This is a genomic window from Streptomyces sp. NPDC051207 (assembly GCF_040682395.1).
Classification (GTDB): domain Bacteria; phylum Actinomycetota; class Actinomycetes; order Streptomycetales; family Streptomycetaceae; genus Streptomyces.
Window position 1 is genome coordinate 21,491 of sequence record NZ_JBFBAX010000038.1, and the last position, 24,198, is coordinate 45,688.

The 24,198-nt window shown below is 73.1% G+C and carries 19 protein-coding genes and 1 pseudogene; 14 read left to right on the forward strand and 6 right to left on the reverse strand.

Going from position 1 to position 24,198, the window contains the following annotated elements; all coding sequences use genetic code 11:
- The first annotated feature begins 137 nt into the window (after positions 1 to 137).
- Together AB0M97_RS27415 and AB0M97_RS27420 are read left to right on the forward strand one after the other, a co-directional pair.
- Positions 138 to 1,655: a 3-hydroxyacyl-CoA dehydrogenase gene (locus AB0M97_RS27415; RefSeq protein WP_365963647.1), complete on the forward strand. Its 1,518-nt coding sequence runs from the start codon at positions 138 to 140 to the stop codon at positions 1,653 to 1,655.
- On the forward strand, positions 1,652 to 2,245 hold the full coding sequence (locus tag AB0M97_RS27420; RefSeq protein WP_365963648.1) for a TetR/AcrR family transcriptional regulator: 594 nt from the start codon (positions 1,652 to 1,654) through the stop codon (positions 2,243 to 2,245). Before AB0M97_RS27415 ends, AB0M97_RS27420 begins: the two co-directional genes overlap by 4 nt.
- Before the next feature lie 16 nt (positions 2,246 to 2,261).
- On the opposite strand, the gene AB0M97_RS27425 is transcribed toward AB0M97_RS27420, so the two are convergent.
- Entirely contained in the window at positions 2,262 to 2,747 is a 486-nt protein-coding gene (locus AB0M97_RS27425) for an Lrp/AsnC family transcriptional regulator (protein WP_365963666.1), read from the reverse strand.
- A 189-nt stretch (positions 2,748 to 2,936) separates the two neighbouring features.
- On the opposite strand from AB0M97_RS27425, the gene pdhA (AB0M97_RS27430) reads away from it, so the two are divergent.
- The 6 genes and pseudogenes from pdhA (AB0M97_RS27430) to AB0M97_RS27455 all read left to right on the forward strand — a co-directional run bounded on the left by pdhA (AB0M97_RS27430) (position 2,937) and on the right by AB0M97_RS27455 (position 10,487).
- Positions 2,937 to 4,079 (forward strand): pyruvate dehydrogenase (acetyl-transferring) E1 component subunit alpha, encoded by a 1,143-nt coding sequence (pdhA, locus tag AB0M97_RS27430; protein WP_365963649.1) that lies wholly within the window; start codon positions 2,937 to 2,939, stop codon positions 4,077 to 4,079.
- On the forward strand, positions 4,076 to 5,080 hold the full coding sequence (locus AB0M97_RS27435) for an alpha-ketoacid dehydrogenase subunit beta (protein WP_365963650.1): 1,005 nt from the start codon (positions 4,076 to 4,078) through the stop codon (positions 5,078 to 5,080). Before pdhA (AB0M97_RS27430) ends, AB0M97_RS27435 begins: the two co-directional genes overlap by 4 nt.
- On the forward strand, positions 5,080 to 6,555 hold the full coding sequence (locus tag AB0M97_RS27440) for a dihydrolipoamide acetyltransferase family protein (protein ID WP_365963651.1): 1,476 nt from the start codon (positions 5,080 to 5,082) through the stop codon (positions 6,553 to 6,555). The genes AB0M97_RS27435 and AB0M97_RS27440 overlap by 1 nt, the downstream gene beginning before the upstream one ends.
- Before the next feature lie 220 nt (positions 6,556 to 6,775).
- A pseudogene (locus AB0M97_RS27445) lies at positions 6,776 to 7,576 on the forward strand (NTP transferase domain-containing protein); the annotation flags it as partial.
- 371 nt (positions 7,577 to 7,947) lie between these two features.
- Positions 7,948 to 9,393 carry a molybdopterin-binding protein gene (locus AB0M97_RS27450; RefSeq protein WP_365963652.1) on the forward strand — a complete coding sequence of 482 codons (1,446 nt, stop codon included), beginning with the start codon at positions 7,948 to 7,950 and terminating at the stop codon, positions 9,391 to 9,393.
- Positions 9,390 to 10,487, forward strand: a complete 1,098-nt coding sequence (locus AB0M97_RS27455; protein ID WP_365963653.1) for a potassium channel family protein — start codon at positions 9,390 to 9,392, stop codon at positions 10,485 to 10,487. The genes AB0M97_RS27450 and AB0M97_RS27455 overlap by 4 nt, the downstream gene beginning before the upstream one ends.
- Before the next feature lie 73 nt (positions 10,488 to 10,560).
- Here AB0M97_RS27455 and AB0M97_RS27460 read toward each other — a convergent pair whose 3' ends face one another.
- On the reverse strand, positions 10,561 to 11,409 hold the full coding sequence (locus AB0M97_RS27460) for an ABC transporter permease (RefSeq protein ID WP_365963654.1): 849 nt from the start codon (positions 11,407 to 11,409) through the stop codon (positions 10,561 to 10,563).
- A complete protein-coding gene (locus AB0M97_RS27465; RefSeq protein WP_365963655.1) occupies positions 11,406 to 12,422 on the reverse strand; it encodes an ATP-binding cassette domain-containing protein in 1,017 nt (338 codons plus the stop codon). Before AB0M97_RS27465 ends, AB0M97_RS27460 begins: the two co-directional genes overlap by 4 nt.
- Before the next feature lie 220 nt (positions 12,423 to 12,642).
- Here AB0M97_RS27465 and AB0M97_RS27470 point away from each other — a divergent pair, with 220 nt between their 5' ends.
- Positions 12,643 to 13,623, forward strand: coding sequence for an NAD(P)H-quinone oxidoreductase (locus AB0M97_RS27470; RefSeq protein ID WP_365963656.1), 981 nt, complete (start codon positions 12,643 to 12,645; stop codon positions 13,621 to 13,623).
- Positions 13,624 to 13,634: 11 nt separating this feature from the next.
- Here the strand turns inward: AB0M97_RS27470 and AB0M97_RS27475 are convergent, their stop codons facing one another.
- Entirely contained in the window at positions 13,635 to 14,366 is a 732-nt protein-coding gene (locus AB0M97_RS27475) for a hypothetical protein (protein ID WP_365963657.1), read from the reverse strand.
- A gap of 115 nt (positions 14,367 to 14,481) precedes the next feature.
- Here AB0M97_RS27475 and AB0M97_RS27480 point away from each other — a divergent pair, with 115 nt between their 5' ends.
- A complete protein-coding gene (locus tag AB0M97_RS27480; protein WP_365963658.1) occupies positions 14,482 to 15,021 on the forward strand; it encodes a bacterial proteasome activator family protein in 540 nt (179 codons plus the stop codon).
- A gap of 80 nt (positions 15,022 to 15,101) precedes the next feature.
- Here AB0M97_RS27480 and AB0M97_RS27485 read toward each other — a convergent pair whose 3' ends face one another.
- Positions 15,102 to 16,703: a protein kinase gene (locus tag AB0M97_RS27485; RefSeq protein WP_365963659.1), complete on the reverse strand. Its 1,602-nt coding sequence runs from the start codon at positions 16,701 to 16,703 to the stop codon at positions 15,102 to 15,104.
- Positions 16,704 to 17,048: 345 nt separating this feature from the next.
- Here AB0M97_RS27485 and AB0M97_RS27490 point away from each other — a divergent pair, with 345 nt between their 5' ends.
- The gene (locus AB0M97_RS27490) at positions 17,049 to 18,617 is read left to right on the forward strand and encodes a protein kinase (protein WP_365963667.1); all 1,569 of its coding nucleotides are present in this window, start codon (positions 17,049 to 17,051) and stop codon (positions 18,615 to 18,617) included.
- 141 nt (positions 18,618 to 18,758) lie between these two features.
- On the opposite strand, the gene AB0M97_RS27495 is transcribed toward AB0M97_RS27490, so the two are convergent.
- Positions 18,759 to 19,811 carry a phosphotransferase gene (locus AB0M97_RS27495; protein WP_365963660.1) on the reverse strand — a complete coding sequence of 351 codons (1,053 nt, stop codon included), beginning with the start codon at positions 19,809 to 19,811 and terminating at the stop codon, positions 18,759 to 18,761.
- Positions 19,812 to 20,437: 626 nt separating this feature from the next.
- Here AB0M97_RS27495 and pdhA (AB0M97_RS27500) point away from each other — a divergent pair.
- The 3 genes from pdhA (AB0M97_RS27500) to AB0M97_RS27510 are packed head-to-tail and all read left to right on the forward strand — an operon-like array spanning position 20,438 to position 24,063.
- The gene (pdhA, locus tag AB0M97_RS27500) at positions 20,438 to 21,631 is read left to right on the forward strand and encodes a pyruvate dehydrogenase (acetyl-transferring) E1 component subunit alpha (RefSeq protein WP_365963661.1); all 1,194 of its coding nucleotides are present in this window, start codon (positions 20,438 to 20,440) and stop codon (positions 21,629 to 21,631) included.
- 1 nt (position 21,632) lies between these two features.
- Positions 21,633 to 22,610 (forward strand): alpha-ketoacid dehydrogenase subunit beta, encoded by a 978-nt coding sequence (locus AB0M97_RS27505; RefSeq protein WP_365963662.1) that lies wholly within the window; start codon positions 21,633 to 21,635, stop codon positions 22,608 to 22,610.
- Between the two features lie 10 nt (positions 22,611 to 22,620).
- Positions 22,621 to 24,063, forward strand: coding sequence for a dihydrolipoamide acetyltransferase family protein (locus AB0M97_RS27510; protein ID WP_365963663.1), 1,443 nt, complete (start codon positions 22,621 to 22,623; stop codon positions 24,061 to 24,063).
- The last annotated feature ends 135 nt before the right edge of the window (positions 24,064 to 24,198 follow it).

The following is a 24,198-nucleotide window of genomic DNA, read 5'->3' on the forward strand; positions in this document are numbered from 1 at the left end:
AAGTGGTGTGGCGCCGAGCGCCTCGTTCAGGGTGGTGGGCGGCGGGCGGGCGGTCAGAGTTAGAGTAACCGAACGATCGGTCGGGACAAGGGGGTCCGCCGCATCTGTGGAAAACCGTGTGCGGGAGGATCGCGCTCATGACAGCACTCGACCTCAGCAGTCCCGTGGCCGTCGTCGGCACCGGCACCATGGGCCAGGGCATCGCCCAGGTCGCGCTGGTCGCGGGCCACCCCGTCCGGCTCTACGACGCCGCCCCCGGCCGTGCCCGGGCCGCGGCCGACGCGATCGGCGCCCGCCTCGACCGGCTCGTCGAGAAGGACCGGCTCGGCGCCGCCGACCGGGACGCCGCGCGCGCCCGGCTGCTGCCCGCGGACAGCCTCACCGAGCTCGCGGACTGTGCCCTGGTCGTGGAGGCGGTACTGGAGCGTCTCGACGTCAAGCAGGACCTCTTCACCGAGCTGGAGGGCATCGTCGCCGACGACTGCCTGCTCGCCACGAACACCTCCTCGCTGTCCGTCACGGCCATCGGCGGCGCCCTCGCGAACCCCGGCCGCTTCGTCGGCCTGCACTTCTTCAACCCGGCGCCGCTGCTGCCGCTGGTCGAGGTCGTCTCCGGGTTCGCCACCGACGTCACGTCGGCCACGCGCGCGTACGAGACCGCCCGCGCCTGGGGCAAGGCCCCGGTCGCCTGCGCGGACACGCCGGGCTTCATCGTCAACCGCATGGCCCGGCCCTTCTACGCCGAGGCGTTCGCGGTGTACGAGGCGCAGGCCGCCGACCCCGCCACCATCGACGCGGTGCTGCGCGAGTCCGGTGGTTTCCGGATGGGCGCCTTCGAGCTGACCGACCTCATCGGGCAGGACGTCAACGAGTCCGTCACGCGCTCCGTGTGGGAGTCCTTCTTCCAGGACGTGCGCTTCACGCCGTCGCTCGCCCAGCGGCGGCTGGTGGAGTCCGGCAGGCTCGGCCGCAAGAACGGCCAGGGCTGGTACGACTACCGGGACGGCGCCGAGCGCCCCGAACCGCACACCGCCGAGGCGGCTCCGCCGCCCGCGTACGTCGTCGCCGAGGGTGACCTGGGTCCGGCGTCCGACCTGCTGACGCTGATCCGCGAGGCGGGCATCGCGGTCCGCGAGGAGGACGAGGACCACGGCACCCGGCTCGTGCTGCCCAGCGGCGGCCGGCTCGCCCTGGCCGACGGGCAGACCTCCGTGGAGTTCCGCGACACCGTCTACTTCGACCTCGCCCTCGACTACCGCGGCGCCACCCGCATCGCCCTGTCCGCCGCCCAGGACACCTCCTCGGGCACACTCGCCGAGGCCGTCGGCCTGTTCCAGGCCCTCGGCAAGAAGGTCAGCGTCATCGGCGACGTCCCCGGCATGATCGTCGCCCGTACGGTCGCGCGGATCATCGACCTGGCGCACGACGCCGTGGCCAAGGGCGTGGCCACCGAGGAGGACATCGACACCGCGATGCGGCTCGGGGTCAACTACCCCCTCGGCCCGTTCGAATGGAGCCGCAGGCTCGGCCGCGACTGGGCGTACGCCCTCCTGGACGACCTGCACCTGCGCGACCCCAGTGGCCGCTACGCGCCGTCCCTCGCGCTGTACCGCCACGCGTACGCGTCCGACAAGCGGGAGGACAGCACGTCATGACCACCGCCAGGCGGGACACGTACACGCCGGAGACCCTGCTGTCCGTCGCCGTGCGGGTGTTCAACGAGCGCGGCTACGACGGCACGTCCATGGAGCACCTGTCCCGGGCCGCCGGCATCTCCAAGTCCTCGATCTACCACCACGTCTCGGGCAAGGAGGAACTGCTGCGGCGGGCCGTCAGCCGCGCCCTGGACGGGCTGTTCGGCATCCTGGACGAGGAGCCCGCGCGCGAGGGGAGCGCCGCCGACCGGCTGGAGTACGTCGTGCGGCGCATGGTCGAGGTGCTGCTGCGGGAACTGCCCTACGTGACGCTGCTGCTGCGGGTGCGCGGCAACACCGGGACCGAGCGGTGGGCGCTGGACCGGCGCCGCGAGTTCGACCACCGGGTCGCCGCGCTGCTGAAGGCGGCGGCCGACGCCGGTGAGGTGCGCGGCGACATGGAGGTGCGGCTCGCGACCCGGCTCGTCTTCGGCATGATCAACTCGATCGTGGAGTGGTACCGGCCGGAGGTACGCGGCATGGGGGAGCGCGAAGTCGCCGACGCGGTGGTGCGGCTGGTGTTCGGCGGGCTGCGCAAGGACGGTTCCTGAGCCGCGGTCGTGAGGCTCAGTGCTGGGGTTCCAGGTCCTCCTCCTCGAACACCAGCAGCGTGCGGGTGCTGAGCACCTCCGGGATCGCCTGGAGCCGGGTCAGCACCAGCTCGCGCAGTGCCCTGTTGTCGGCGACGTGCACCATGAGCAGCACGTCGAAGTCCCCGCCCACCAGCGAGATGTGGGAGGCCCCGGGCAGCTGTCTGAGCTGTTCGCGCACCGTGCGCCAGGAGTTCTGGACGATCTTCAGGGTGATGTACGCCGACGTGCCGTGGCCCGCCCGTTCGTGGTCCACGCGCGCGCCGAAACCGCGGATCACGCCGTCCTCGATGAGCCGGTTGATGCGCGCGTAGGCGTTCGCGCGCGAGACGTGCACCCGTTCGGCGACCGACCGTATCGACGCGCGGCCGTCCGCCTGGAGCATGCGCAGGATGTCCTGGTCTATGGAGTCCAGGGGGCGCGGGGGCGGGAGGGGAACGCCGGGGTCCACTCCCTCGGCCATTTGTTCAGATGCCATCTCCCCCGGCCTCCCTACCATGGACGTACTGCGTTCATTCGAGGCTGTGCAGAACCGTTTGTCCACAGCCTGGGGCCGCCTGTAGCCAAAATGTGCCGTCGACCGAACAATCGGTTGGTGAGGCGTGTCATGGATGCCACGCCTCCGAAGCCGCTCCCAGCAGGAGGTGCCGTCATGACGGTCATGGAGCAGCGGGGCGCCTACCGGCCCTCCCCGCCGCCCGCCTGGCAGCCCCGCACGGACCCCGCGCCGCTGCTGCCCGACGCCGAGCCCCACCGCGTCCTCGGCACCGGGGCCGCCGCGCAAACCGACCCCGACCTGCTGCGCAGGCTGTACGCGGAGCTGGTGCGAGGCCGCCGCTACAACACGCAGGCGACCGCGCTCACCAAGCAGGGCCGCCTCGCCGTCTACCCGTCCAGCACCGGCCAGGAGGCCTGCGAGATCGCCGCCGCGCTCGTACTGGAGGAGCGCGACTGGCTCTTCCCCAGCTACCGCGACACGCTCGCGGTCGTGGCACGCGGCGTGGACCCCGTCGAGGCGCTCACCCTGCTGCGCGGCGACTGGCACACCGGCTACGACCCCTACGAGCACCGGGTCGCCCCGCTGAGCACGCCGCTGGCCACCCAGCTGCCGCACGCCGTCGGGCTCGCCCACGCCGCCCGCCTCAAGGGCGACGACGTGGTGGCGCTGGCCATGGTCGGCGACGGCGGCACCAGCGAGGGCGACTTCCACGAGGCGCTGAACTTCGCGGCCGTCTGGCAGGCACCGGTCGTCTTCCTCGTCCAGAACAACGGCTTCGCGATCTCCGTCCCGCTCGCCAAGCAGACCGCGGCACCGTCGCTGGCCCACAAGGCCGTCGGCTACGGCATGCCCGGCCGGCTGGTCGACGGCAACGACGCCGCAGCCGTCCACGAGGTCCTCGGCGAGGCCGTGCGGCGCGCGCGTGCGGGCGGCGGTCCCACGCTCGTGGAGGCGGTGACGTACCGCATGGAGGCCCACACCAACGCCGACGACGCCACCCGGTACCGCGACGGCGCCGAGGTGGAGACCTGGCGCGAGCACGACCCGATCCGGCTGCTGGAGCGGGAGCTGACCGAGCGCGGCCTGCTCGACGAGGACGGCATACGCGCCGCGCGGGACGCCGCCGAGGAGATGGCGGCCGGGCTGCGCGAGCGCATGAACCAGGACCCGGTGCTCGACCCGGCGGACCTGTTCGCCCACGTCTACGCCGAGCCCACCCCGCAACTGCGCGAGCAGCAGGCCGCGCTGCGCGCCGAACTGGAGGCCGAGGCCGAGTCGGAAGGAGCGCACCGATGACGACCGTCGCCGTCAAGCCGGCCACCATGGCGCAGGCGCTCACGCGCGCGATGCGCGACGCGATGGCCGCCGACCCGGCCGTGCACGTCATGGGCGAGGACGTCGGCACCCTCGGCGGCGTCTTCCGCGTGACCGACGGCCTCGCCAAGGAGTTCGGCGAGGACCGCTGCACGGACACCCCGCTCGCCGAGGCGGGCATCCTCGGCACGGCGGTCGGCATGGCGATGTACGGCCTCAGGCCGGTTGTGGAGATGCAGTTCGACGCGTTCGCCTACCCGGCGTTCGAGCAGCTGGTCTCGCACGTGGCGAAGATGCGCAACCGCACGCGCGGGAAGATGCCCCTGCCGCTGACCATCCGCGTGCCCTACGGCGGCGGCATCGGCGGCGTCGAGCACCACAGCGACTCGTCCGAGGCGTACTACATGGCGACTCCGGGACTCCATGTCGTCACGCCCGCAACCGTCGCCGACGCCTACGGCCTGCTGCGCGCGTCGATCGCCTCCGACGACCCGGTGGTCTTCCTGGAGCCGAAGCGCCTGTACTGGTCGAAGGACTCCTGGAACCCCGACGAGCCGACGCCCGTGGAACCGATCGGCCGTGCGGTGGTGCGGCGCTCGGGGCGGAGCGCCACGCTCATCACGTACGGGCCGTCCGTGCCCGTCTGTCTTCAGGCGGCGGAGGCGGCCCAGGCCGAGGGCTGGGACCTCGAAGTCGTCGATCTGCGCTCGCTGGTGCCGTTCGACGACGAGACGGTGTGCGCCTCGGTGCGGCGGACGGGACGCGCGGTCGTCGTCCACGAGTCGGGTTCCTTCGGGGGCCCGGGCGGGGAGATCGCGGCCCGGGTCACGGAGCGCTGCTTCCACCACCTGGAGGCGCCGGTGCTGCGTGTGGCCGGGTTCGACATCCCGTATCCGCCTCCGATGCTGGAGCGCCACCACCTGCCCGGAGTGGACCGGATCCTCGACGCCGTGGGGCGTCTGCAGTGGGAGGCCGAGAGCTGATGGCACAGGTGCTGGAGTTCAAGCTCCCCGACCTCGGTGAGGGGCTCACCGAGGCGGAGATCGTGCGCTGGCTGGTCGAGGTCGGCGATGTGGTCGCCGTCGACCAGCCGGTCGTCGAGGTCGAGACGGCCAAGGCGATGGTCGAGGTGCCCTGCCCGTACGGGGGCGTGGTCACCGCCCGCTTCGGCGAGGAGGGCACCGAGCTGCCCGTGGGCGCGCCGCTGCTGACGGTCGCCGTGGGGGCGCCCGCCTCCGACCGCCACGCCTCGGACTCGAGCACCCCGGCGCAGGCGGCCCCCTTCGGCCCGCAGTCGTCCGGCACGGCGGCCGAGACCACCTCGGGCTCGGGCAACGTCCTGGTGGGGTACGGCACGTCGGAGGCACCGGCCCGCAGGCGCAGGGTCCGGCCGGGGCAGCTGACGCCCGCCGCGCCCGGGCGCCCGCGCGACACCGCCCCGCCCGCTGCCCCGCCGTCCGACGGGCACACCGGCCCGGCAGGACAGCCGAACGGGCAGGCCGCCGCCGACACGGCCGACGGTCCCGTCCCGGTGATCTCGCCGCTGGTCCGGCGCCTGGCCCGGGAGAACGGCCTGGACCTCAGGAAGCTGACCGGTTCCGGCCCGGACGGGCTGATCCTCCGGGCGGACGTGGAGTACGCGCTGCGGGCCGCCGCCGCGCAGGACCGCCCGGCGCAGCCGTCGGCCGAGCCGCACGCGGGCGTGGCGTCCGCGACGGCCCGGCAGGCCTCCGCGCCGTCCGGCACCGCTGCCGCCACTGCCACGCACGGTGGCATCCGCACACCGCTCAAGGGCGTCCGCGGCGCCGTCGCCGACAAGCTGTCCCGCAGCCGGCGCGAGATACCGGACGCGACGTGCTGGGTGGACGCCGACGCCACGGAGCTGATGCGGGCGCGCGCCGCGATGAACGCCGCGGGCGGGCCGAAGATCTCCCTGGTGGCGCTGCTGGCACGGATCTGCACCGCCGCCCTGGCCCGCTTCCCGGAGCTCAACTCCACGGTGGACATGGCGGCCAGGGAGGTCGTCCGGTTCGACCACGTGCACCTCGGCTTCGCCGCGCAGACCGACCGCGGGCTTGTCGTGCCGGTCGTCCGGGACGCGCAGGCGCGGGACGCCGAGTCGCTGACCGCGGAGTTCGCGCGGCTGACCGAGGCGGCCCGGGCGGGGACCCTGACCCCGGCCGATCTCACCGGCGGCACCTTCACGCTGAACAACTACGGCGTGTTCGGCGTCGACGGTTCCACGCCGATCATCAACCACCCCGAGGCCGCGATGCTCGGCGTCGGCCGCATCGTCCCCAAGCCGTGGGTGCACGAGGGCGAGCTGGCGGTGCGGCAGGTCGTCCAGCTGTCGCTCACCTTCGACCACCGGGTGTGCGACGGGGGCACGGCGGGTGGCTTCCTGCGGTACGTGGCGGACTGCGTGGAACAGCCGGCGGTGCTGCTGCGGACGGTGTGAACCTCTGAGTCCGGCACCCTTCCGGGGCTCCGCCCACCGACCGCGGCGTGCCACGGTGTCCGCATGCTGTGCGCGGGGTGGCTCTGCTCCTTCCTGCGCCCATACTCGGGGGGTGACCGCCTACGAGCCCTCCAGCGGCCTCCAGCAGCCGTTCGCGGCCCGGTCCGGCCCCGGTGCCGGCCCCGCGCCGAAGTCCGGCCCTGCCGCGTACGACGCCGTCGTGCTGGCGGGCGGTGCCGCGCGGCGGCTCGGCGGCGCCGACAAACCCGGCGTGCGGGTGGGCGGACGGGCGCTGCTCGACCGCGTGCTGACCGCCTGCGCCGACGCCCGCGCCACGGTCGTCGTCGCCGATCCCCGGCCCACGGCCCGGCCCGTGGCCTGGGCCCGCGAGGAGCCGCCCGGCGGCGGCCCGCTCGCCGCCCTCGACGCCGGGCTCCGGTACACCGGCGCCGAGCACGTCGTGGTGCTCTCCGCCGACCTGCCCTTCCTCGCCCCGGCGACGGTGGGCCGGCTGCTGGCCGCGCTGCGGACGGGCGACGCCGACGGCGCGCTGCTCACGGACGGCGGCGGCCGCGACCAGCCCCTCGTCGCCGCGTACCGGTCCGCCGTTCTGCGCCGGGACCTCGCCGCGCTCTCCGCCCGGCACGGCGGCCTGGCCGGACTGCCCCTGCGTCGGCTCACCGGGGGTCTGCGTCTCACCCGTGTCGCGGACCCTGTAGCGTCCTTCGACTGCGACACCTGGGACGACATTGCCACCGCCAGGTCACGCATCAGGGAGCATGAGCACGTGTTGGACGAATGGATCTCCGCAGTCAAGGACGAGCTGGGCCTCGACCTGGACGTCGACACCGGCGCCCTGCTCGACCTCGCCCGTGATGCCGCTCACGGCGTGGCCAGGCCCGCCGCGCCGCTGACCACCTTCCTCGTCGGCTACGCCGCCGCGCAGGCGGGCGGGGGCCCCGAAGCCGTTGCCGGGGCGGCCCGCAAGGCGGCGGCGCTCGCGGCGCGCTGGGCCGCCGAGAACAGCCCGGGCGGCCCGGACAGCGCGCCTTCCTCGCGGGCTGACGCCGGAACAGCCGCCCCGGCCGCTCCGGGGTCCGGCGCCGGAGCAGCAACTCCGCCCGCCGCGGGTTCTGGCGCCGGTACGACCACTTCGCCTGCTTCCGGGTCCGGCGCTGAAGCAGCCACTCCGCCCGCCTCGGGGGCCGGGGCCGGTACAGCCGCCCGGCCCTCCCCGGGGTCCGGCGCCGAAGCAGCCACTCCGCCGGCCTCGGCAACCGAAACCGGCACAGCCGTCCCGCCCGCCCCGGAGCCCCACGCCGGACGTGCCGCCCCGCCCGCCCCTGAGCCCGGCGCCGGAAACGCCGCCCCCCGCACCCGCCCGGACGTCGGATGACCGCGCACGGCACCCGGCCCGGCGCAGAGGCCGACGATCTCGACGTCGAGGAGGCGCTCGCCCTCGTGAAGGAAGCAGGCGGCCAGGAGCCGGCGCGCCCACCCGCGGAACGGGCCACCGGAGACGCACCGGCCACGCCTGCCAGGGAAACCACCAGAGCCACGCCTGCCACCGGAGCCACCCCAGCCACGCCTGCCACCCCTTCCGCGCCAGGTGATCGGCCCGCGTCCGAAGCCCGGCACCGTGCCGCCCCCTGGCCGCAGGCCCGCGCTGCCGCCGCACGGGCCCCGCGGCCCGGCTCCCGCCGTCCGCCCGTCTCCGTCCCGCTCGACGCCGCGCTCGGTCTGACCCTGGCCGCTCCCCTCACCGCCCTCACCGACCTGCCCTCCTTCGCCACGTCCGCGATGGACGGCTGGGCGGTCGCCGGGCCCGGTCCCTGGGACGTACGGGCCGAGGACGTCCTCGCCGGGCACGCGGAGCCCGGGCCGCTCACCGACGGCGAGGCCGTGCGCATCGCGACCGGCGCCCGCATCCCCTCCGACACCACGGCCGTCCTGCGCTCCGAGCACGGCCGCACCGACGCCAAGGGCGCCCTGTACGCCACCCGCGACGTCGTGCACGGCCAGGACATCCGGCCCCGCGGCCAGGAGTGCCGCAACGGTGACCAGTTGCTGCCCGCCGGGGCGCTCGTCACCCCGGCCGTCCTCGGGCTGGCCGCCGCCGCGGGATACGACACCCTGACCGCCGTTCCGCGCCCGCGCGTCGAGGTCCTCGTCCTCGGCGACGAACTGCTGACCGAGGGGTTGCCGCACGACGGCCTGGTCCGTGACGCCCTCGGTCCCCTGCTGCCGCCCTGGCTGCGGGCGCTCGGCGCCGACGTGACCGCCGTACGACGGCTCGGGGACGACGCCGAGGCGCTGCACCACGCGCTCACCACGTCCGGCGCCGACGTGATCGTCACGACCGGCGGAACGGCCGCGGGCCCCCTCGACCACGTCCACCCCACCCTGCGCCGCATCGGCGCCGAACTCCTCGTGGACGGCGTGAAGGTGCGCCCCGGCCACCCCATGCTGCTGGCCCGCCTCAAGGACGACCAGCACCTCGTCGGCCTGCCCGGCAATCCGCTGGCGGCGGTGTCCGGCCTGCTCACCCTGGCCGAGCCGCTGCTGCGGACCCTGGCGGCCCGGCCGGCCCCGGAGCCGTACACGCTGCCGTTGCGGGACGCGGTGCACGGGCATCCGTACGACACCCGGCTCGTCCCCGCCGTCCTGCGCGGCGACCGGGCGGTGCCGCTGCACTACAACGGACCGGCCATGCTGCGCGGCATTGCGGCGGCCGACGCCCTGGCCGTCGTACCGCCGGGTGGTGCGCGGCCGGGTCAGGAGACGGAATTGCTCGACCTGCCGTGGGCCACCGGCGGAATCGGAGTGTGTTTCACGTGAAACTTCCGGGCCATGACGCGATAGCGCGCCAGGCGGACGAGCAGTTCGTGACCCACCGGGTGCGACTCCCGCGGATGATGGTGGAACACCCGATCCGCCAGGTCCTCAAGCGGTTGTCCATGGCCTTGGTGGTCCTGGTGGTGACCGCGGTGATCGTCTACGCCGACCGCGAGGGCTACAACGACAACTCCGACCGCTCCGTCGATCTCCTCGACGCCTTCTACTACGCCACCGTCACGCTCTCCACCACCGGCTACGGCGACATCACCCCCGTCAGTGACGCCGCCCGGCTCACCAATATCTTCGTCGTCACCCCGCTGCGCGTGCTGTTCCTGATCATCCTGGTCGGTACCACGCTGGAGGCGCTCACGGAGCGCACGCGGGAGGAGTGGCGACTGAACCGCTGGAGGTCCGCCTTGCGCGATCACACCGTCGTCATCGGCTTCGGCACCAAGGGCCGGTCGGCGATCCAGACCGTGTGCGCGACGGGACTGAAGAAGGAGCAGGTCGTGGTGGTCGATCCCAGCTCCAAGGCGATCGACGCGGCGAGTGCCTACGGCTTCGCGGGCGTCATCGGCGACGCGACGCGCAGCGAGGTCCTGCGCCGGGCGGAGCTGCACCGGGCGCGGCAGGTCATCGTCGCGACCCAGCGCGACGACACGGCCGTCCTGGTCACGCTGACGGCACGGCAGATGAACCGCGGCGCCAAGATCGTGGCCGCGGTGCGCGAGGAGGAGAACGCGCCGCTGCTGAAGCAGTCCGGCGCCGATGCGGTGATCACCAGCGCCAGCGCCGCCGGCCGGCTGCTCGGGCTGTCCGTGCTCAGCCCGTCCGCCGGCATGGTGATGGAGGACCTCATCCAGCAGGGCAGCGGGCTCGACATCGTGGAACGGCCGGCGATAAAGGCCGAGGTGGGCAAGACGCCGCGGCAGCTGGACGACCTGGTGCTGAGCGTCGTACGCGGGCACCGGGTGCTCGGGTACGACGATCCGGCCGTCGGGACGGTGCAGCTGACGGACCGGCTCATCACCATCGTGCGTGTGACGCCGGGCACGCAGGTCGCGCCCGACTCCCGGCCGATCCCGCGGGACTGACGGGACCGGCCACCCGCAGACGACCGGGGAGGACGGTTGCCTGCGGCCAGGGAGCACGGCCACGTGCGGACGGCTACTTGCGGTTGTAGAGCCGCATCGTGATCGGTCCGAAGACCAGCACGAGCAGGGCCGCCCAGCCCAGCGTCCAGGAGACCTCGGCCGTCGGCCAGTCACCCGCCATCAGGCCGCGCACCGCGGACGCGAGATGGGTGACCGGGTTGTTGTTGACGAAGACCTGCAGCCAGCCCGGCATGGTCCCCGGGTCCACGAAGACGTTGGACAGGAAGGTGAGGGGGAAGATCACCATCATGCTGACGCCCATCACCGACTTCTCGGTGCGCAGCATCAGCCCGAACATCGTCCAGATCCACGAGAACGCGAACGAGAAGACGATCAGCAGCGCGATCCCGGCGAGGACGCCGCTCACGCCGCCGCCGGGCCGGTAGCCGAGGATCAGGCCGACGGTGAGCATCACGACCGAGGCGATGGCGTAGCGCAGGGCGTCGCCCAGCAGATAGCCGACCATGGTGGACGGCCGCCAGATCGGCAGGCTGCGGAAGCGGTCGAAGACGCCCTTCTCGATGTCCGTGTTCACCGAGACGCCGGTGTACATCGTGATCATCACGACCGACATCACGAGGATGCCCGGCAGCAGGAACTGGATGTACTCCTTCGGCGACCCGGCCAGCGCCCCGCCGAACAGGTACGTGTACATCACGACCATCATGATCGGGAACGCCGTGACGTCGAAGAGCTGCTCCGGCACGTGCTTGATCTTCAGCATGGCCCGCCAGCCGAACGTCAGCGAGGCCGACAGCGCGCTGGGGCGCGGCGGGCGCTCCTTGGCCACCAGCAGCGCGGTGAGCGACTCGGCGCTGACCGGGGCCAGGTCGGTGGTCTCGGGGGTCGTCGCGGTGCTCATGCCGCCACCTCGTCCTTCGTGTCGCGGGCGCCTCGCCCGTCGTGGGTGTCGTGTCCGGTGAGGGCGAGGAACACCTCGTCCAGGCTGGGCTGCCCCAGCGAGAAGTTGTCGACGGTGACGCCCGCCCGGGCCAGTTCGCCGAGCGCGCGGGCGGCCTGCTCGGCCGCGGTGTCCTGACCGGCGGCCGAGCCGAGACGGGCCGTCAGCGCCAGCGGGTCGGGCTCGGGCTGCACGCGCGCGTCGAGGGTGCGCAGCAGGACGTCCGCCGCGCGTTCCCGCTGCTCGGCGTCCCGCAGCCGCAGATGGACGGTGCCGGCGCCGACGGACGCCTTCAGCTCGCCCTTGGTGCCCTCGGCGATGACCTTGCCGCGGTCGATGACGGCGATCCGGGACGCCAGCTGGTCGGCCTCGTCCAGGTACTGCGTGGTCAGCAGCACGGTCGTGCCCTGGGCGACGACCGCGCGGACGATGTCCCACACCTGGTTGCGGCTGCGCGGGTCGAGGCCGGTCGTCGGCTCGTCGAGGAACAGCAGGTCGGGCGTGTTGAGGATGGACGCGGCGATGTCGATACGGCGTCGCATGCCGCCCGAGTAGTGCTTGACCTGCTTCGCCGCCGCCTCCGAGAGTCCGAAGGCCTCCAGCAGCTGTGCCGCGCGGTACCGGGCGGCCTTCTTGCCGTGCCCGAGGAGCCGGGCCAGCAGGACCAGGTTCTCCGTGCCGGTGAGGTCCTCGTCCACGGACGCGTACTGCCCGGTGAGACTGACCCGGCCGCGCACCTCGTCCGCCTCCCGCACGACGTCGTGTCCGAAGACGTGGGCCTGGCCGCCGTCGGGCCGCAGGAGGGTGGCGAGGATCTTCACGGTGGTGGTCTTGCCGGCGCCGTTCGGGCCGAGGACCCCGTAGACCGTGCCGGCCGGTACGGACAGGTCGACCCCGTCGACGGCGCGGGTCTCGCCGAAGGTCTTCACCAGGCCCGCGGTCTCGATCGCCAGTCCGGACGTCTGTGTGCTCATGCTGGGGGTCCTTCCGCAGGCTCGGGCTACGCAGGGGGAGACCTTCACCGTCGCTCAAACTCATCGGTCCCGCACATGGTTTTGCCGCACACCGGTCGAAGGACCCGACGGACCGGGACCGCGGACCCAGGACCACCGGACCGCGGGGCGGCTGAGAGAGGGCGAGGCGGGGAGACGGGGCGAGGATCGGGGCGGGGGGCCGAGGGGTAGCGTCCTGTCCATGCACGCGATCACGATTCCCGAACCTGGAGGGCCCGAGGCGCTGGTGTGGGCCGAGGTCCCCGACCCGGTGCCCGGCGAGGGCGAGGTGCTGGTCGAGGTGGCGGCCGGCGCCGTCAACCGGGCCGACATCCTGCAGCGGCAGGGCTTCTACGACCCGCCGCCCGGCGCGTCCCCCTACCCCGGTCTGGAGTGCTCCGGGCGGATCGCCGCGATCGGCACCGGCGTGTCCGGCTGGGCCGTCGGCGACGAGGTGTGCGCGCTGCTCGCCGGCGGCGGCTACGCCGAGAAGGTCGCCGTACCGGCCGGGCAGCTGCTGCCCGTCCCGAAGGGGGTCGGCCTGACGCAGGCCGCGGCGCTGCCCGAGGTGGTCTGCACGGTCTGGTCGAACGTCTTCATGGTCGCCCACCTGCGCCCGGGCGAGACGCTGCTCGTGCACGGCGGCTCCAGCGGCATCGGCACCATGGCGATCCAGCTCGCCAAGGCCGTCGGTGCCCGGGTCGCCGTCACGGCGGGCACGCGGCAGAAGCTGGAGCAGTGCGCCCGGCTCGGCGCGGACATCCTGGTCAACTACCGGGAGCAGGACTTCGTCGCCGAGGTCAGGAAGGCCACGGGCGGGGCGGGCGCCGACGTCATCCTCGACAACATGGGCGCCAAGTACCTGGACCGCAACGTCCAGACCCTCGCCGTCAACGGCCGCCTCGCCATCATCGGCATGCAGGGCGGCGTCAAGGGCGAGCTGAACATCGGCGCGCTGCTGCGCAAGCGGGCCGCCATCAGCGCGACGTCGCTGCGCGCCCGCCCGCCGGAGGAGAAGGCGGCGATCGTCGCGGCCGTACGGGAGCACGTCTGGCCGCTGATCGACGGAGGTCACGTGCGCCCGGTGATCGACCGCGAGGTCCCGATGCCGGACGCGGCAGCCGCCCACCGGGTCGTGGAGGAGAGCGGCCACGTCGGGAAGGTGCTGCTGGTGACGCCGTAGCGCCGGGCCCCTCAGGCGCGGCGCATCCGCAGGCCGAGGAAGGCGAGGCCCAGGCCGAGGCCGATGAGGACCAGTCCGCTGCCCAGCGGCAGGATGCGCAGCGGTGGCCCGACGGCCCGCTCGGAGTGCGCACCGGCCTGCGGCCCGGCCGTCCCTCGCCCGGTCTCCGAGGGCACGGGCGCGGCGTCCTGAGTGGCCTCGCCGTCCGGTACGGCGGTGGCGTCCGGCTCGCCGGAGACGCCGCCGGCGTCGCGGCTGCCGCCGGTCCTGCTGCCGGCCGGTCTGCTGGGCTCCGCCTCACTCCGCTCCCGCCGCTCGTCCTGGACCTCCCCGGGCCGCCCCGGCCGCACCCGCCCCTCACCGGGGACGCTCCCGGCCCGGGACGGCGGCACGGCGGCGGACGCCTCGGACGGTCCGGGCCGCTCGGGCCGCTCGGACCCTTCGGACGGCGGACCGGACCGGGACGCGGCGGCCGGACGGAAGCCCGGGGCCGGATCGGACGCGGGCGCGGATGCGGACGAGGCCGGGGAGGCGTCGGAGACCGGCGCCGAGGGCGATCCGGACACCGGGGCCGACACACCGGGCGCAGGCTCGGCGGCGGGCGGTGTTTCGACGCGGCGGGACGGTTCGGCGGCGTACGACGGGCCCGCGCCGCCGAGCACCCCGTACGGCGCCACCAGCGCACCCGACGTCAGCGCGGCCAGCAGTGCCGCCGCCCGGAGTGTGCGCAGCCAGGAAGTCACCGTACAAGCCTCACATTCACCGCGAATTCCGGCATTCCCTGACCCGCCAACAGATTGATCACGCTTCTCCGGGGGCACCGCCGTGAGAACGTGACCGGTGGGAGAGAATGGGCGCATGGAGATGCCGAGGAACGACAGGTCGCCGGAGAACCCGCAGATCCTGGTGGTCGGCCAGGACGGCATGGCGCTCAGCGGCGGCAACGGGGGCGAGGACTCCCGCGAGACCCCGCTCACGGAGCAGGTGGAGCAGCCTGCGAAGGTCATGCGCATCGGCAGCATGATCAAGCAGCTCCTGGAGGAGGTGCGCGCGGCTCCCCTGGACGAGGCCAGCCGGGTCCGGCTGAAGGAGATCCACGCCAGCTCGGTCAAGGAGCTGGAGGACGGTCTGGCGCCGGAGCTCGTCGAGGAACTGGAGCGGCTCTCCCTGCCCTTCACGGACGAGGCGACCCCGAGCGACGCGGAACTGCGCATCGCGCAGGCCCAGTTGGTGGGCTGGCTGGAAGGCCTCTTCCACGGGATCCAGACCACGCTGTTCGCCCAGCAGATGGCGGCACGCGCCCAACTGGAACAGATGCGCCGCGCCCTCCCCGCGGGCGCCCTCCACGAGGACGAGGAAAACCCCCCGGGGGGCCGCTCGGGCGGGCCGTACCTGTAAGAAGGCTCCCGCACGCGAGGGCCCGGCAGCCGTGACGTACGGCTGCCGGGCCCTCGCCATGCGGCGGAACGGTTCTCCGGTCAGGAGGACGGGGGGTTGCCCGTGGAGACGCTGAGCTGGACTTCGACGTCCTTGGGGTCCACATCCGTACCGGCGGCCGGGAACTGGGCGATGACCGCGCCCTCGCCGTAGGTGTTCTCGTCCACGTCCTTGGTGTCGACGCGCCACCCCGCGGCCTGGGCGCACGCCTTGACCGACGGGAGGTACTTGAACCGGAAGTCCGGCAGCTGCACCTTGTCCGGGTCGTTGTGGGACTCGACCGGCTCGGTGCACTTCTCCACGTCGATCGTCTTCGACGTGTCCGGCCCCCGGTACCCCGCCGCCTTGGACGGCGCCCCCGGCACGCTCGCGGTGCTGCTGCCGCCCCCCGTGTCGTCCTTGTCGCCGCCGCTCGTCGTCAGCGCCACGATCAGGCCCACGACCGCCACCGCCGACACCACGATCGAGCCGATGACGACCGGCCTGTTGCTCTTGCCGCCGCCCCGGGAGCCCGCGGACGCCGGCTGCTGCGGGGCGATGGTGTACGGCGGCGGAGTCGACGGCTGGTAGCCGCCCAGCTGCGGATAGCCGTACGCCGGGGAGGGCGCGGGCGTGCCGTACGGATGCGGGGCCGGGTGGTACGGCGTCTGCACGCTGCCCGACGGCGCCGGGGCGCTCTGGTCGACCGGCGGGAACACCGCCGAGCCGACGCCCGCGCCGCTCGCCGTCTGCGCGCCCGGCACGATGCTCGGCGCGGCGGCCTGCAGGGACGACGCCACGCGCAGGCACTCGGTGCGCATCGCCTCGGCGCTCGGGAAGCGCTCGTTCGGGTTCTTCTTCAGCGCGCGGGCGATCAGCGCGTCCACGGCCGGCGGCAGCGCGCGGTTGATGGAGGACGCCGTGACCGGCTCCTCCTGCACGTGCGCGTACGCGATCGCCAGCGGGGAGTCCGCGTCGAACGGCAGCCGCCCGGTGACCAGCTGGAACAGCATGATGCCGACCGAGTACAGGTCGGAGCGGGCGTCGACGCCGCGGCCGAGGGCCTGCTCGGGCGACAGGTACTGCGGGGTGCCCACGACCATGCCGGTCTGCGTCATCGACGTGACCCCGGACTGCATGGCGCGTGCGATGCCGAAGTCCATGACCTTGACCACGCCGCGCTTGGTCACCATCACGTTGCCCGGCTTGATGTCCCGGTGGACCAGGCCCATCTCGTGGCTGATCTCCAGCGCGGCGAGCACGTCCGCGGTGACCTTCAGCGCCTTGTCGGCGGGCATCGCGCCGTACTGCCGTACGTCCTCGTCGAGGACCGAGCCGAGCGGGCGGCCCTCGACGTACTCCATGACGATGTACGGCGTCGTCATGGAGTCGAGGTCGTCCTCGCCGGTGTCGAAGACCGAGACGATGTTCGTGTGCGTGAGCTTCGCCACGGCCTGGGCCTCGCGGCGGAAGCGCTCGCGGAAGGCCTGCTCGCGGCCCAGTTCGGTGTGCAGTGTCTTGATCGCGACCTGGCGGTCCAGCACGCTGTCGTAGGCGAGATGCACCGAGGCCATGCCGCCCTCGCCGAGCAAGTCGCGCAGCTGATAGCGGCCACCGGCGAGCGCGCGCCCCGTGTACCGGCCCTGTGCGCCGTCCTGGCTCATCGTTCTGCGTCCCCCATAGCCCCTCAGGCGCCGGCTTCTTGTCGGTGACCCGGTCAGTGATCGAATGTGCTATTCCCGGCCAAGTCTGCCCGAGGGCACTGACACGTCAAGCTCGGTGCCCGTTCCGTGACCGTACGCGAAAGAAGCGTCGCGGAAGCGTTACAGCCGCCGTACCCCCGGTACACAGAATTTGCACTACCGGGCGTCCGGCCGGTTTGATGGCCGGTCCGTCTCATGCCGGTCCCGGCCTCCGTCTCGCACCGGAGCCTTGCGCGGAGGCTGTAGCGTGGCCGACGGAGACCGTAACAACACCGCGCGCATCGCGGGCAGAAACGACGGCGAGGACTGATGGCACAGCAGCGCGCTCAGGGCCCGTCCGACCCCGAGGCGACTGGCGGCGGTATGTCAGACGCGCCGGAGCACTGGGGCAACGGCGGGCTGGTCGGGGACGGCCGGTACCGGCTGACCCACAGACTCGGCCGGGGCGGCATGGCCGAGGTGTTCGCCGCCGAGGACGTCCGCCTCGGGCGCACCGTGGCGGTCAAGCTGCTGCGCGCCGACCTCGCCGAGGACCCGGTCTCCAAGGCCCGCTTCACGCGCGAGGCGCAGTCGGTGGCCGGGCTCAACCACCACGCCATCGTCGCCGTGTACGACTCCGGCGAGGACGTCGTGGGCGGCCAGTCGGTGCCGTACATCGTGATGGAGCTGGTCGAGGGCCGCACGATCCGCGACCTGCTGCTGAACGCCGAGGCGCCCGGACCCGAGCAGGCCCTGATCATCGTCTCGGGGGTCCTGGAGGCGCTGGCGTACTCGCACCAGCACGGCATCGTGCACCGCGACATCAAGCCCGCCAACGTGATCATCACGCACAACGGCGCCGTGAAGGTCATGGACTTCGGCATCGCGCGCGCCCTGCACGGGGCGTCCACGACGATGACGCAGACCGGCATGGTCATGGGCACCCCGCAGTACCTCTCCCCGGAGCAGGCGCTCGGCAAGGCCGTCGACCACCGCTCCGACCTGTACGCCACGGGCTGCCTGCTGTACGAACTGCTCGCGCTGCGCCCGCCGTTCACCGGTGAGACCCCGCTGTCGGTGGTCTACCAGCACGTCCAGGACATCCCGACGCCGCCGTCCGAGGTGTCGGACGCCTGCCCGCCCGAGCTCGACGGCCTCGTCATGCGCTCGCTGGCGAAGGAACCGGACGACCGCTTCCAGACCGCCGAGGAGATGCGCGGCCTGGTCCAGTACGGGCTGCAGATGCTGTACGACCAGGGCGGCCACACCGGCACCTGGAACACCGGCCCGGTCGACATGCACGAAGGCCGGCACACCCCGGCCGCGGGCTTCGCCGGCACGGCCGTGATGCAGCACCCCGACGCCTCGGGGACGTCGCAGATCCCGCCGATCCTGCCCACCGGGTACGGGGGCGACGACGGCGGCTTCGAGGGGAACGGCAACCGCGGCGGGCGCGGCAAGCTGTGGATCCTCGCGGTGCTCGCGGTGATCGCCGTCGCGGCGGGCGTCGCGCTGGCCCTGAACAACGGCGGCTCCGGCGGCGGCGGGTCCGGCACGACGCAGTCGCCGACGACCTCGCAGACCACCAAGGACGACAAGGCCAGCAGGACGCCGAGCGACGAGGCCTCGGAGAAGCCCACCGACACGGGCTCGGACCAGGGCACCGGCACGGGGTCGAACCCGGACTGGACGCCGTCCGCCACGCCGTCGTTCACGCCGTCGCCCAGCTACACGGGCGAGCCGACCGAGGAGCCGACGACGGAGGAGCCGACGGAGGAGCCGAGCGCCGATCCGCCGACCGGCGGTCAGTCGTCCACGCCCTCCAACACGCCGGATCCGCCGACGGGCGGGACGCTCAGCGGCGGCACCGACGGCGGCGGCGACGGCGGAGACTGACCCTTTCACGCGCGCGTGTGGCCCGGAAACGGGCTTCACGCGCGCGTGGTGTCCCGGAAGCCGAAGCCGCTCCGTACGGCGGCCCAGCAGGACGAACGGGTCGCACGCGCGCGTGGCGTCACGGGCCCGCGCGGGTGCCGCTCAGTCCGTGAACGCGTCGCACACGGCGTCGTACTCCCGCGTCCACCACACCGCCAGCGCCGACGCCGCCGGGAACTGCGGGTCCGCGCGGGTGTCGCCGCGCTCGTAGTGCCAGCGCAGCATCCAGAAGTCGTTCAGGCGCTCCCACCACACCCGGTGCACGGCCGCGGCCAGCTCGGAGGGCGTGGCGCCGGTCGTCCGCCGGTACGCGCGCGCGTAGGCGCGTACCTTCGGCAGGTCCAGCGTGCCGGTGGGGCGCACGAAGAAGATCGCGGCGGCGCGTACGGCCTCCTCCGCGCGGGGCTGCACGCCGAGCCGGTCCCAGTCGACGATCGCGGCGGGCACGTCGTCCTTGTAGAGCACGTTGAACGGGTGGAAGTCCCCGTGCACCCAGCCCACCGAGCCGCCGCGCGGCGGGCGTCGGCCGGCGTGCTGCTCCAGGAGCGCGCGCCGCTCCAGCAGCCGGTGGCGGGCGAGTTGGTCGAAGGGGCCGGCCGGCTGGTGGCTGCGTACCCGGTCCAGGAGGTCGTCGATGAGGGCGAAGGTGTCGCCGGGGTCGGCGCTCTCGGCGCGCGGACCGGCGCCGTCGGGGGCGCCCCGGGAGGCGGTACCGGCGGCGTGCGCTCCGGTGTGGTTCTCGCGCGCGGGCATCACGCGCTCCAGTCCGGCGTGCACCGCCCCGAGGAGCGCGCCGAGGCGTCCGCACTGGGCGGTGCCGAGCTGGCCGCCGTGGCGGTGGCGGCCGTCGATCCAGGGGTGCAGCGCGTACGCGGAGCCGCCGACGACCACGACCGTGCGTCCGTCGCGGCCGGGCAGCGGCGGGGCGACCGGGACGCCCAGGTCGGCCAGGCGCTGGGTGGCCCGGTGCTGGCGGGCGATCGCGGCCGGGTCGGCGGTGTCCGGGTCGAAGTGGTGCTTGAGGAAATAGCGGCCGCGGGTCGTGCACAGGCGGTAGCCGCGGTTGAGCAGCCCTTGGTCGACGGGCTCGCAGGTGAGCGGTGAGCCGGCGGCGAACCGGCTGAGGAGGGCGCCCAACGGGGGCGCATGGGGCACGGGGGGTGGTACACATAAGCGCGACACGCGCCGAATGCTAGGGCACCGAACGGGCCTGTGAGCTGGGCGTCGTCACACACAGTCGTCACTGGTCGCCCTCAGTCGCAATCGGTCACAGTGCGCTGCGGAAGTGGCGCCGGGGGCGCGGCGGGCGGCTCGCGCGCCTCGCAGCGGCAGAGCGGCGATGCTCACGACGGACCGGCCGAGGAGAAAAACCCCGATTTTCCCGGCTTCACCCACGAGAGCCCTCTCGGACACGAACTCTTCCCGTGCCCGGGGTGCCCGGGATAACGTGCCGTTGTTCCGGCCCCCTGCAAGGCTGTGATCAGTGCCGTGACCAGCGGCTGCTTCGGATTCTGCGAGGTACTTGGGACCGCCAAGCGAAAATACTTGGAAATCCAAGGAAATACGCAGGTCAGAAGGGGTTTCACAGAAATGTGGAGCACTGGGTAACGTGATTCTTGCAGGGCGCTCGCCGGGGCACCTGTCACGCCTGTTCCCGGCCGAGTGGCACCCACCCCGTGCCCGTAGGTCCAGAACAGGTGAGCCTCCCCGGCTTCCAAAGAGCAGGGGGGACCCTCAGGCCTACCGGCAACCCCGGGGGCCGGACCGACGGAGGAGCACACGTGACCGTGGAGAGCACTGCCGCGCCCAAGCCGCGACGCAGCGCCGGAAGCACAGCCGGCACCACCGGCGCCAAGCGCACCACCAGCACGACACGCGCCAAGAAGAGCGGCGAGCCCCCGCTCGTGCAGCTGCTGACGCCCGAGGGCAAGCGCGTGAAGAACGCCGAGTACGACAAGTACGTCGCCGGCATCACCCCCGACGAGCTCCGCGGCCTGTACCGCGACATGGTGCTCACCCGCCGCTTCGACGCCGAGGCCACCGCCCTGCAGCGCCAGGGCGAGCTGGGCCTGTGGGCCTCCCTGCTCGGCCAGGAGGCCGCCCAGATCGGCTCCGGCCGCGCCCTGCACGACGACGACTACGTCTTCCCGACCTACCGCGAGCACGGCGTGGCCTGGTGCCGCGGCGTCGACCCGACGAACCTGCTCGGCATGTTCCGCGGCGTCAACAACGGCGGCTGGGACCCCAACGGCAACAACTTCCACCTCTACACCATCGTCATCGGCTCCCAGACGCTGCACGCCACGGGCTACGCCATGGGCGTCGCCAAGGACGGCGCCGACTCGGCGGTCATCGCCTACTTCGGCGACGGCGCGTCCAGCCAGGGCGACGTGGCGGAGGCGTTCACCTTCTCCGCGGTCTACAACGCCCCGGTGGTGTTCTTCTGCCAGAACAACCAGTGGGCGATCTCCGAGCCGACCGAGAAGCAGTCCCGCGTGCCGCTGTACCAGCGCGCGCAGGGCTTCGGCTTCCCCGGCGTGCGCGTCGACGGCAACGACGTCCTCGCCTCCCTCGCGGTCACCAAGTGGGCCCTCGAGCGGGCCCGCAACGGCGAGGGCCCCACCCTGGTCGAGGCGTACACGTACCGCATGGGCGCCCACACCACCTCCGACGACCCCACCCGCTACCGCCACGACGACGAGCGGGCCGCCTGGGAGGCCAAGGACCCGATCCTGCGCCTTCGCCGTCACCTGGAGTCCGCACACCACGCGGACGAGGGATTCTTCGCGGAACTCGAAGCGGAGAGCGAGGCGTTGGGCAGACGAGTGCGCGAAGCGGTCCGCGCCATGCCGGACCCGGACCACTTCGCCATCTTCGAGAACGTGTACGCGGACGGGCACGCGCTCGTGGACGAGGAGCGGGCCCAGTTCGCCGCCTACCAGGCATCGTTCGCGGACGCAGACGGGGGTAAGTGACATGGCAGAGAAGATGGCCCTGGCCAAGGCGATCAACGAATCGCTGCGCCGCGCCCTGGAGGCGGACCCGAAGGTCCTCGTCATGGGCGAGGACGTCGGCAAGCTCGGCGGCGTGTTCCGGGTGACGGACGGCCTGCAGAAGGACTTCGGCGAGAGCCGCGTCATCGACACCCCGCTCGCCGAGTCCGGCATCGTCGGCACCGCGATCGGCCTCGCCCTGCGCGGCTACCGCCCGGTGGTGGAGATCCAGTTCGACGGCTTCGTCTTCCCGGCGTACGACCAGATCGTCACGCAGCTGGCGAAGATGCACGCGCGTTCGCTGGGCAAGGTGAAGATGCCCGTCGTCGTCCGCATTCCCTACGGCGGCGGCATCGGCGCGGTGGAGCACCACTCCGAGTCCCCGGAGGCCCTGTTCGCGCACGTCGCGGGCCTGAAGATCGTCTCCCCGTCGAATGCGTCCGACGCGTACTGGATGATGCAGCAGGCCATCCAGAGCGACGACCCGGTGATCTTCTTCGAGCCCAAGCGCCGCTACTGGGACAAGGGCGAGGTCAGCACCGAGGCGATCCCCGACCCGCTGCACAAGGCGCGCGTGGTCCGCGAGGGCACCGACCTGACCCTCGCCGCCTACGGCCCGATGGTGAAGCTCTGCCAGGAGGCGGCCGACGCGGCGGCCGAGGAGGGCAGGTCCCTGGAGGTCCTGGACCTGCGCTCGGTGTCCCCGCTCGACTTCGACGCGATCCAGGCGTCGGTCGAGAGGACCCGCCGCCTGGTGGTCGTCCACGAGGCGCCGGTGTTCTTCGGCTCCGGCGCGGAGATCGCCGCGCGCATCACGGAGCGCTGCTTCTACCACCTGGAGGCCCCGGTGCTCCGGGTCGGCGGCTACCACGCCCCGTACCCGCCGGCCCGCCTGGAGGAGTCGTACCTGCCCGACCTGGACCGGGTACTCGATGCCGTCGACCGCTCGCTGGCGTACTGAGGAGAGGGTCGTGACGACGATGACGGAAGCGTCCGTGCGCGAGTTCAAGATGCCCGACGTGGGCGAGGGACTCACCGAGGCCGAGATCCTCAAGTGGTACGTCCAGCCGGGCGACACGGTCACCGACGGCCAGGTGGTGTGCGAGGTCGAGACGGCCAAGGCCGCCGTCGAGCTGCCCATCCCCTACAACGGCGTGGTCCGCGAGCTGCACTTCCCCGAGGGCACCACGGTCGACGTGGGCACGTCGATCATCGCGGTCGAGGTGGCGGGCGGCGCGCCCGCGGCCGAGGCCCCGGTCCAGGAGGCCGTCGAGCCGCAGGCCGAGGAGCCCGCGGCGCACGGCGCGGGCCGCCAGGCGGTCCTCGTCGGCTACGGCGTGGCCACGTCCTCGACCCGCCGCCGCCCCCGCAAGGGCGCGCAGCCGCAGGCCGCGGACGCGTCGAAGGCGATCCAGTCCGAGCTGAACGGCCACGGGGGCGCGCCCGCGGCGACCGCCGTCCCCGCCGGGGCCCCCGCCCCGGCCGGCCCGGCCCGTCCGCTGGCGAAGCCGCCGGTGCGCAAGCTGGCGAAGGACCTGGGCGTGGACCTGGCCACGGTGGTCCCGTCCGGCCCGGACGGCATCATCACGCGCGAGGACGTCCACGCCGCGGCGACGCGTACCGAGGCCCCGGAGCGGGCCGAGCCCCAGGCGCAGCCCGCCCCGTCGGTCCCGGCCCAGGCGGCCCCGCCCGCCGTGGTCTCCTACGACACGGCGCGCGAGACCCGCATCCCGGTCAAGGGCGTCCGCAAGGCGACGGCGGCGGCGATGGTGGGCTCGGCGTTCACCGCGCCGCACGTCACGGAGTTCGTGACGGTCGACGTGACGCGGACGGTGAAGCTGGTCGAGGAGCTGAAGCAGGACAAGGAGTTCACGGGCCTGCGCGTGAACCCGCTGCTCCTGATCGCCAAGGCCCTGCTGGTCGCCATCAAGCGCAACCCGGACATCAACGCGTCCTGGGACGAGGCGAACCAGGAGATCGTGGTCAAGCACTACGTCAACCTGGGCATCGCGGCGGCCACCCCGCGCGGTCTGATCGTGCCGAACATCAAGGACGCGCACGCCAAGACGCTGCCGCAACTGGCCGAGTCCCTGGGCGAGCTGGTGTCCACGGCAAGGGAGGGCAAGACCTCCCCGGCCGCGATGCAGGGCGGCACGGTCACCATCACCAACGTCGGCGTCTTCGGCGTCGACACCGGCACGCCGATCCTGAACCCCGGCGAGTCGGCGATCCTCGCGGTGGGCGCGATCAAGCCCCAGCCGTGGGTCCACAAGGGCAAGGTCAAGCCGCGTCAGGTCACCACGCTGGCCCTGTCCTTCGACCACCGCCTGGTGGACGGGGAGCTGGGCTCGAAGGTCCTGGCGGACGTGGCGGCGATCCTGGAACAGCCGAAGCGGCTGATCACCTGGGCGTAGCCCGGGGAAGGCCACACGCGGGAGCCGCGCACCCCACGGGGATGCCGTTGGTTAATTCGGGCCTGGTTGCTTCGCCCCGTCGCTATGCGGCGGGGCGAAGTGCTGTCAGAGGGCTGGTGCGGGTGCGGGCTCGGG

Bases quoted from the DNA above. Each gene is read 5' to 3' on its own strand.
- AB0M97_RS27435 (WP_365963650.1), top strand. From the start codon at position 4,076: ATGACGACCGTCGCCGTCAAGCCGGCCACCATGGCGCAGGCGCTCACG.
- AB0M97_RS27505 (WP_365963662.1), top strand. From the start codon at position 21,633: ATGGCAGAGAAGATGGCCCTGGCCAAGGCGATCAACGAATCGCTGCGC.
- AB0M97_RS27460 (WP_365963654.1), bottom strand. From the start codon at position 11,409: ATGAGCACCGCGACGACCCCCGAGACCACCGACCTGGCCCCGGTCAGC.
- AB0M97_RS27485 (WP_365963659.1), bottom strand. From the start codon at position 16,703: ATGAGCCAGGACGGCGCACAGGGCCGGTACACGGGGCGCGCGCTCGCC.
- AB0M97_RS27450 (WP_365963652.1), top strand. From the start codon at position 7,948: ATGACCGCGCACGGCACCCGGCCCGGCGCAGAGGCCGACGATCTCGAC.
- AB0M97_RS27465 (WP_365963655.1), bottom strand. From the start codon at position 12,422: ATGAGCACACAGACGTCCGGACTGGCGATCGAGACCGCGGGCCTGGTG.
- pdhA (WP_365963649.1), top strand. From the start codon at position 2,937: ATGACGGTCATGGAGCAGCGGGGCGCCTACCGGCCCTCCCCGCCGCCC.
- AB0M97_RS27425 (WP_365963666.1), bottom strand. From the start codon at position 2,747: ATGGCCGAGGGAGTGGACCCCGGCGTTCCCCTCCCGCCCCCGCGCCCC.
- AB0M97_RS27480 (WP_365963658.1), top strand. From the start codon at position 14,482: ATGGAGATGCCGAGGAACGACAGGTCGCCGGAGAACCCGCAGATCCTG.
- AB0M97_RS27415 (WP_365963647.1), top strand. From the start codon at position 138: ATGACAGCACTCGACCTCAGCAGTCCCGTGGCCGTCGTCGGCACCGGC.
- AB0M97_RS27420 (WP_365963648.1), top strand. From the start codon at position 1,652: ATGACCACCGCCAGGCGGGACACGTACACGCCGGAGACCCTGCTGTCC.
- AB0M97_RS27440 (WP_365963651.1), top strand. From the start codon at position 5,080: ATGGCACAGGTGCTGGAGTTCAAGCTCCCCGACCTCGGTGAGGGGCTC.
- AB0M97_RS27470 (WP_365963656.1), top strand. From the start codon at position 12,643: ATGCACGCGATCACGATTCCCGAACCTGGAGGGCCCGAGGCGCTGGTG.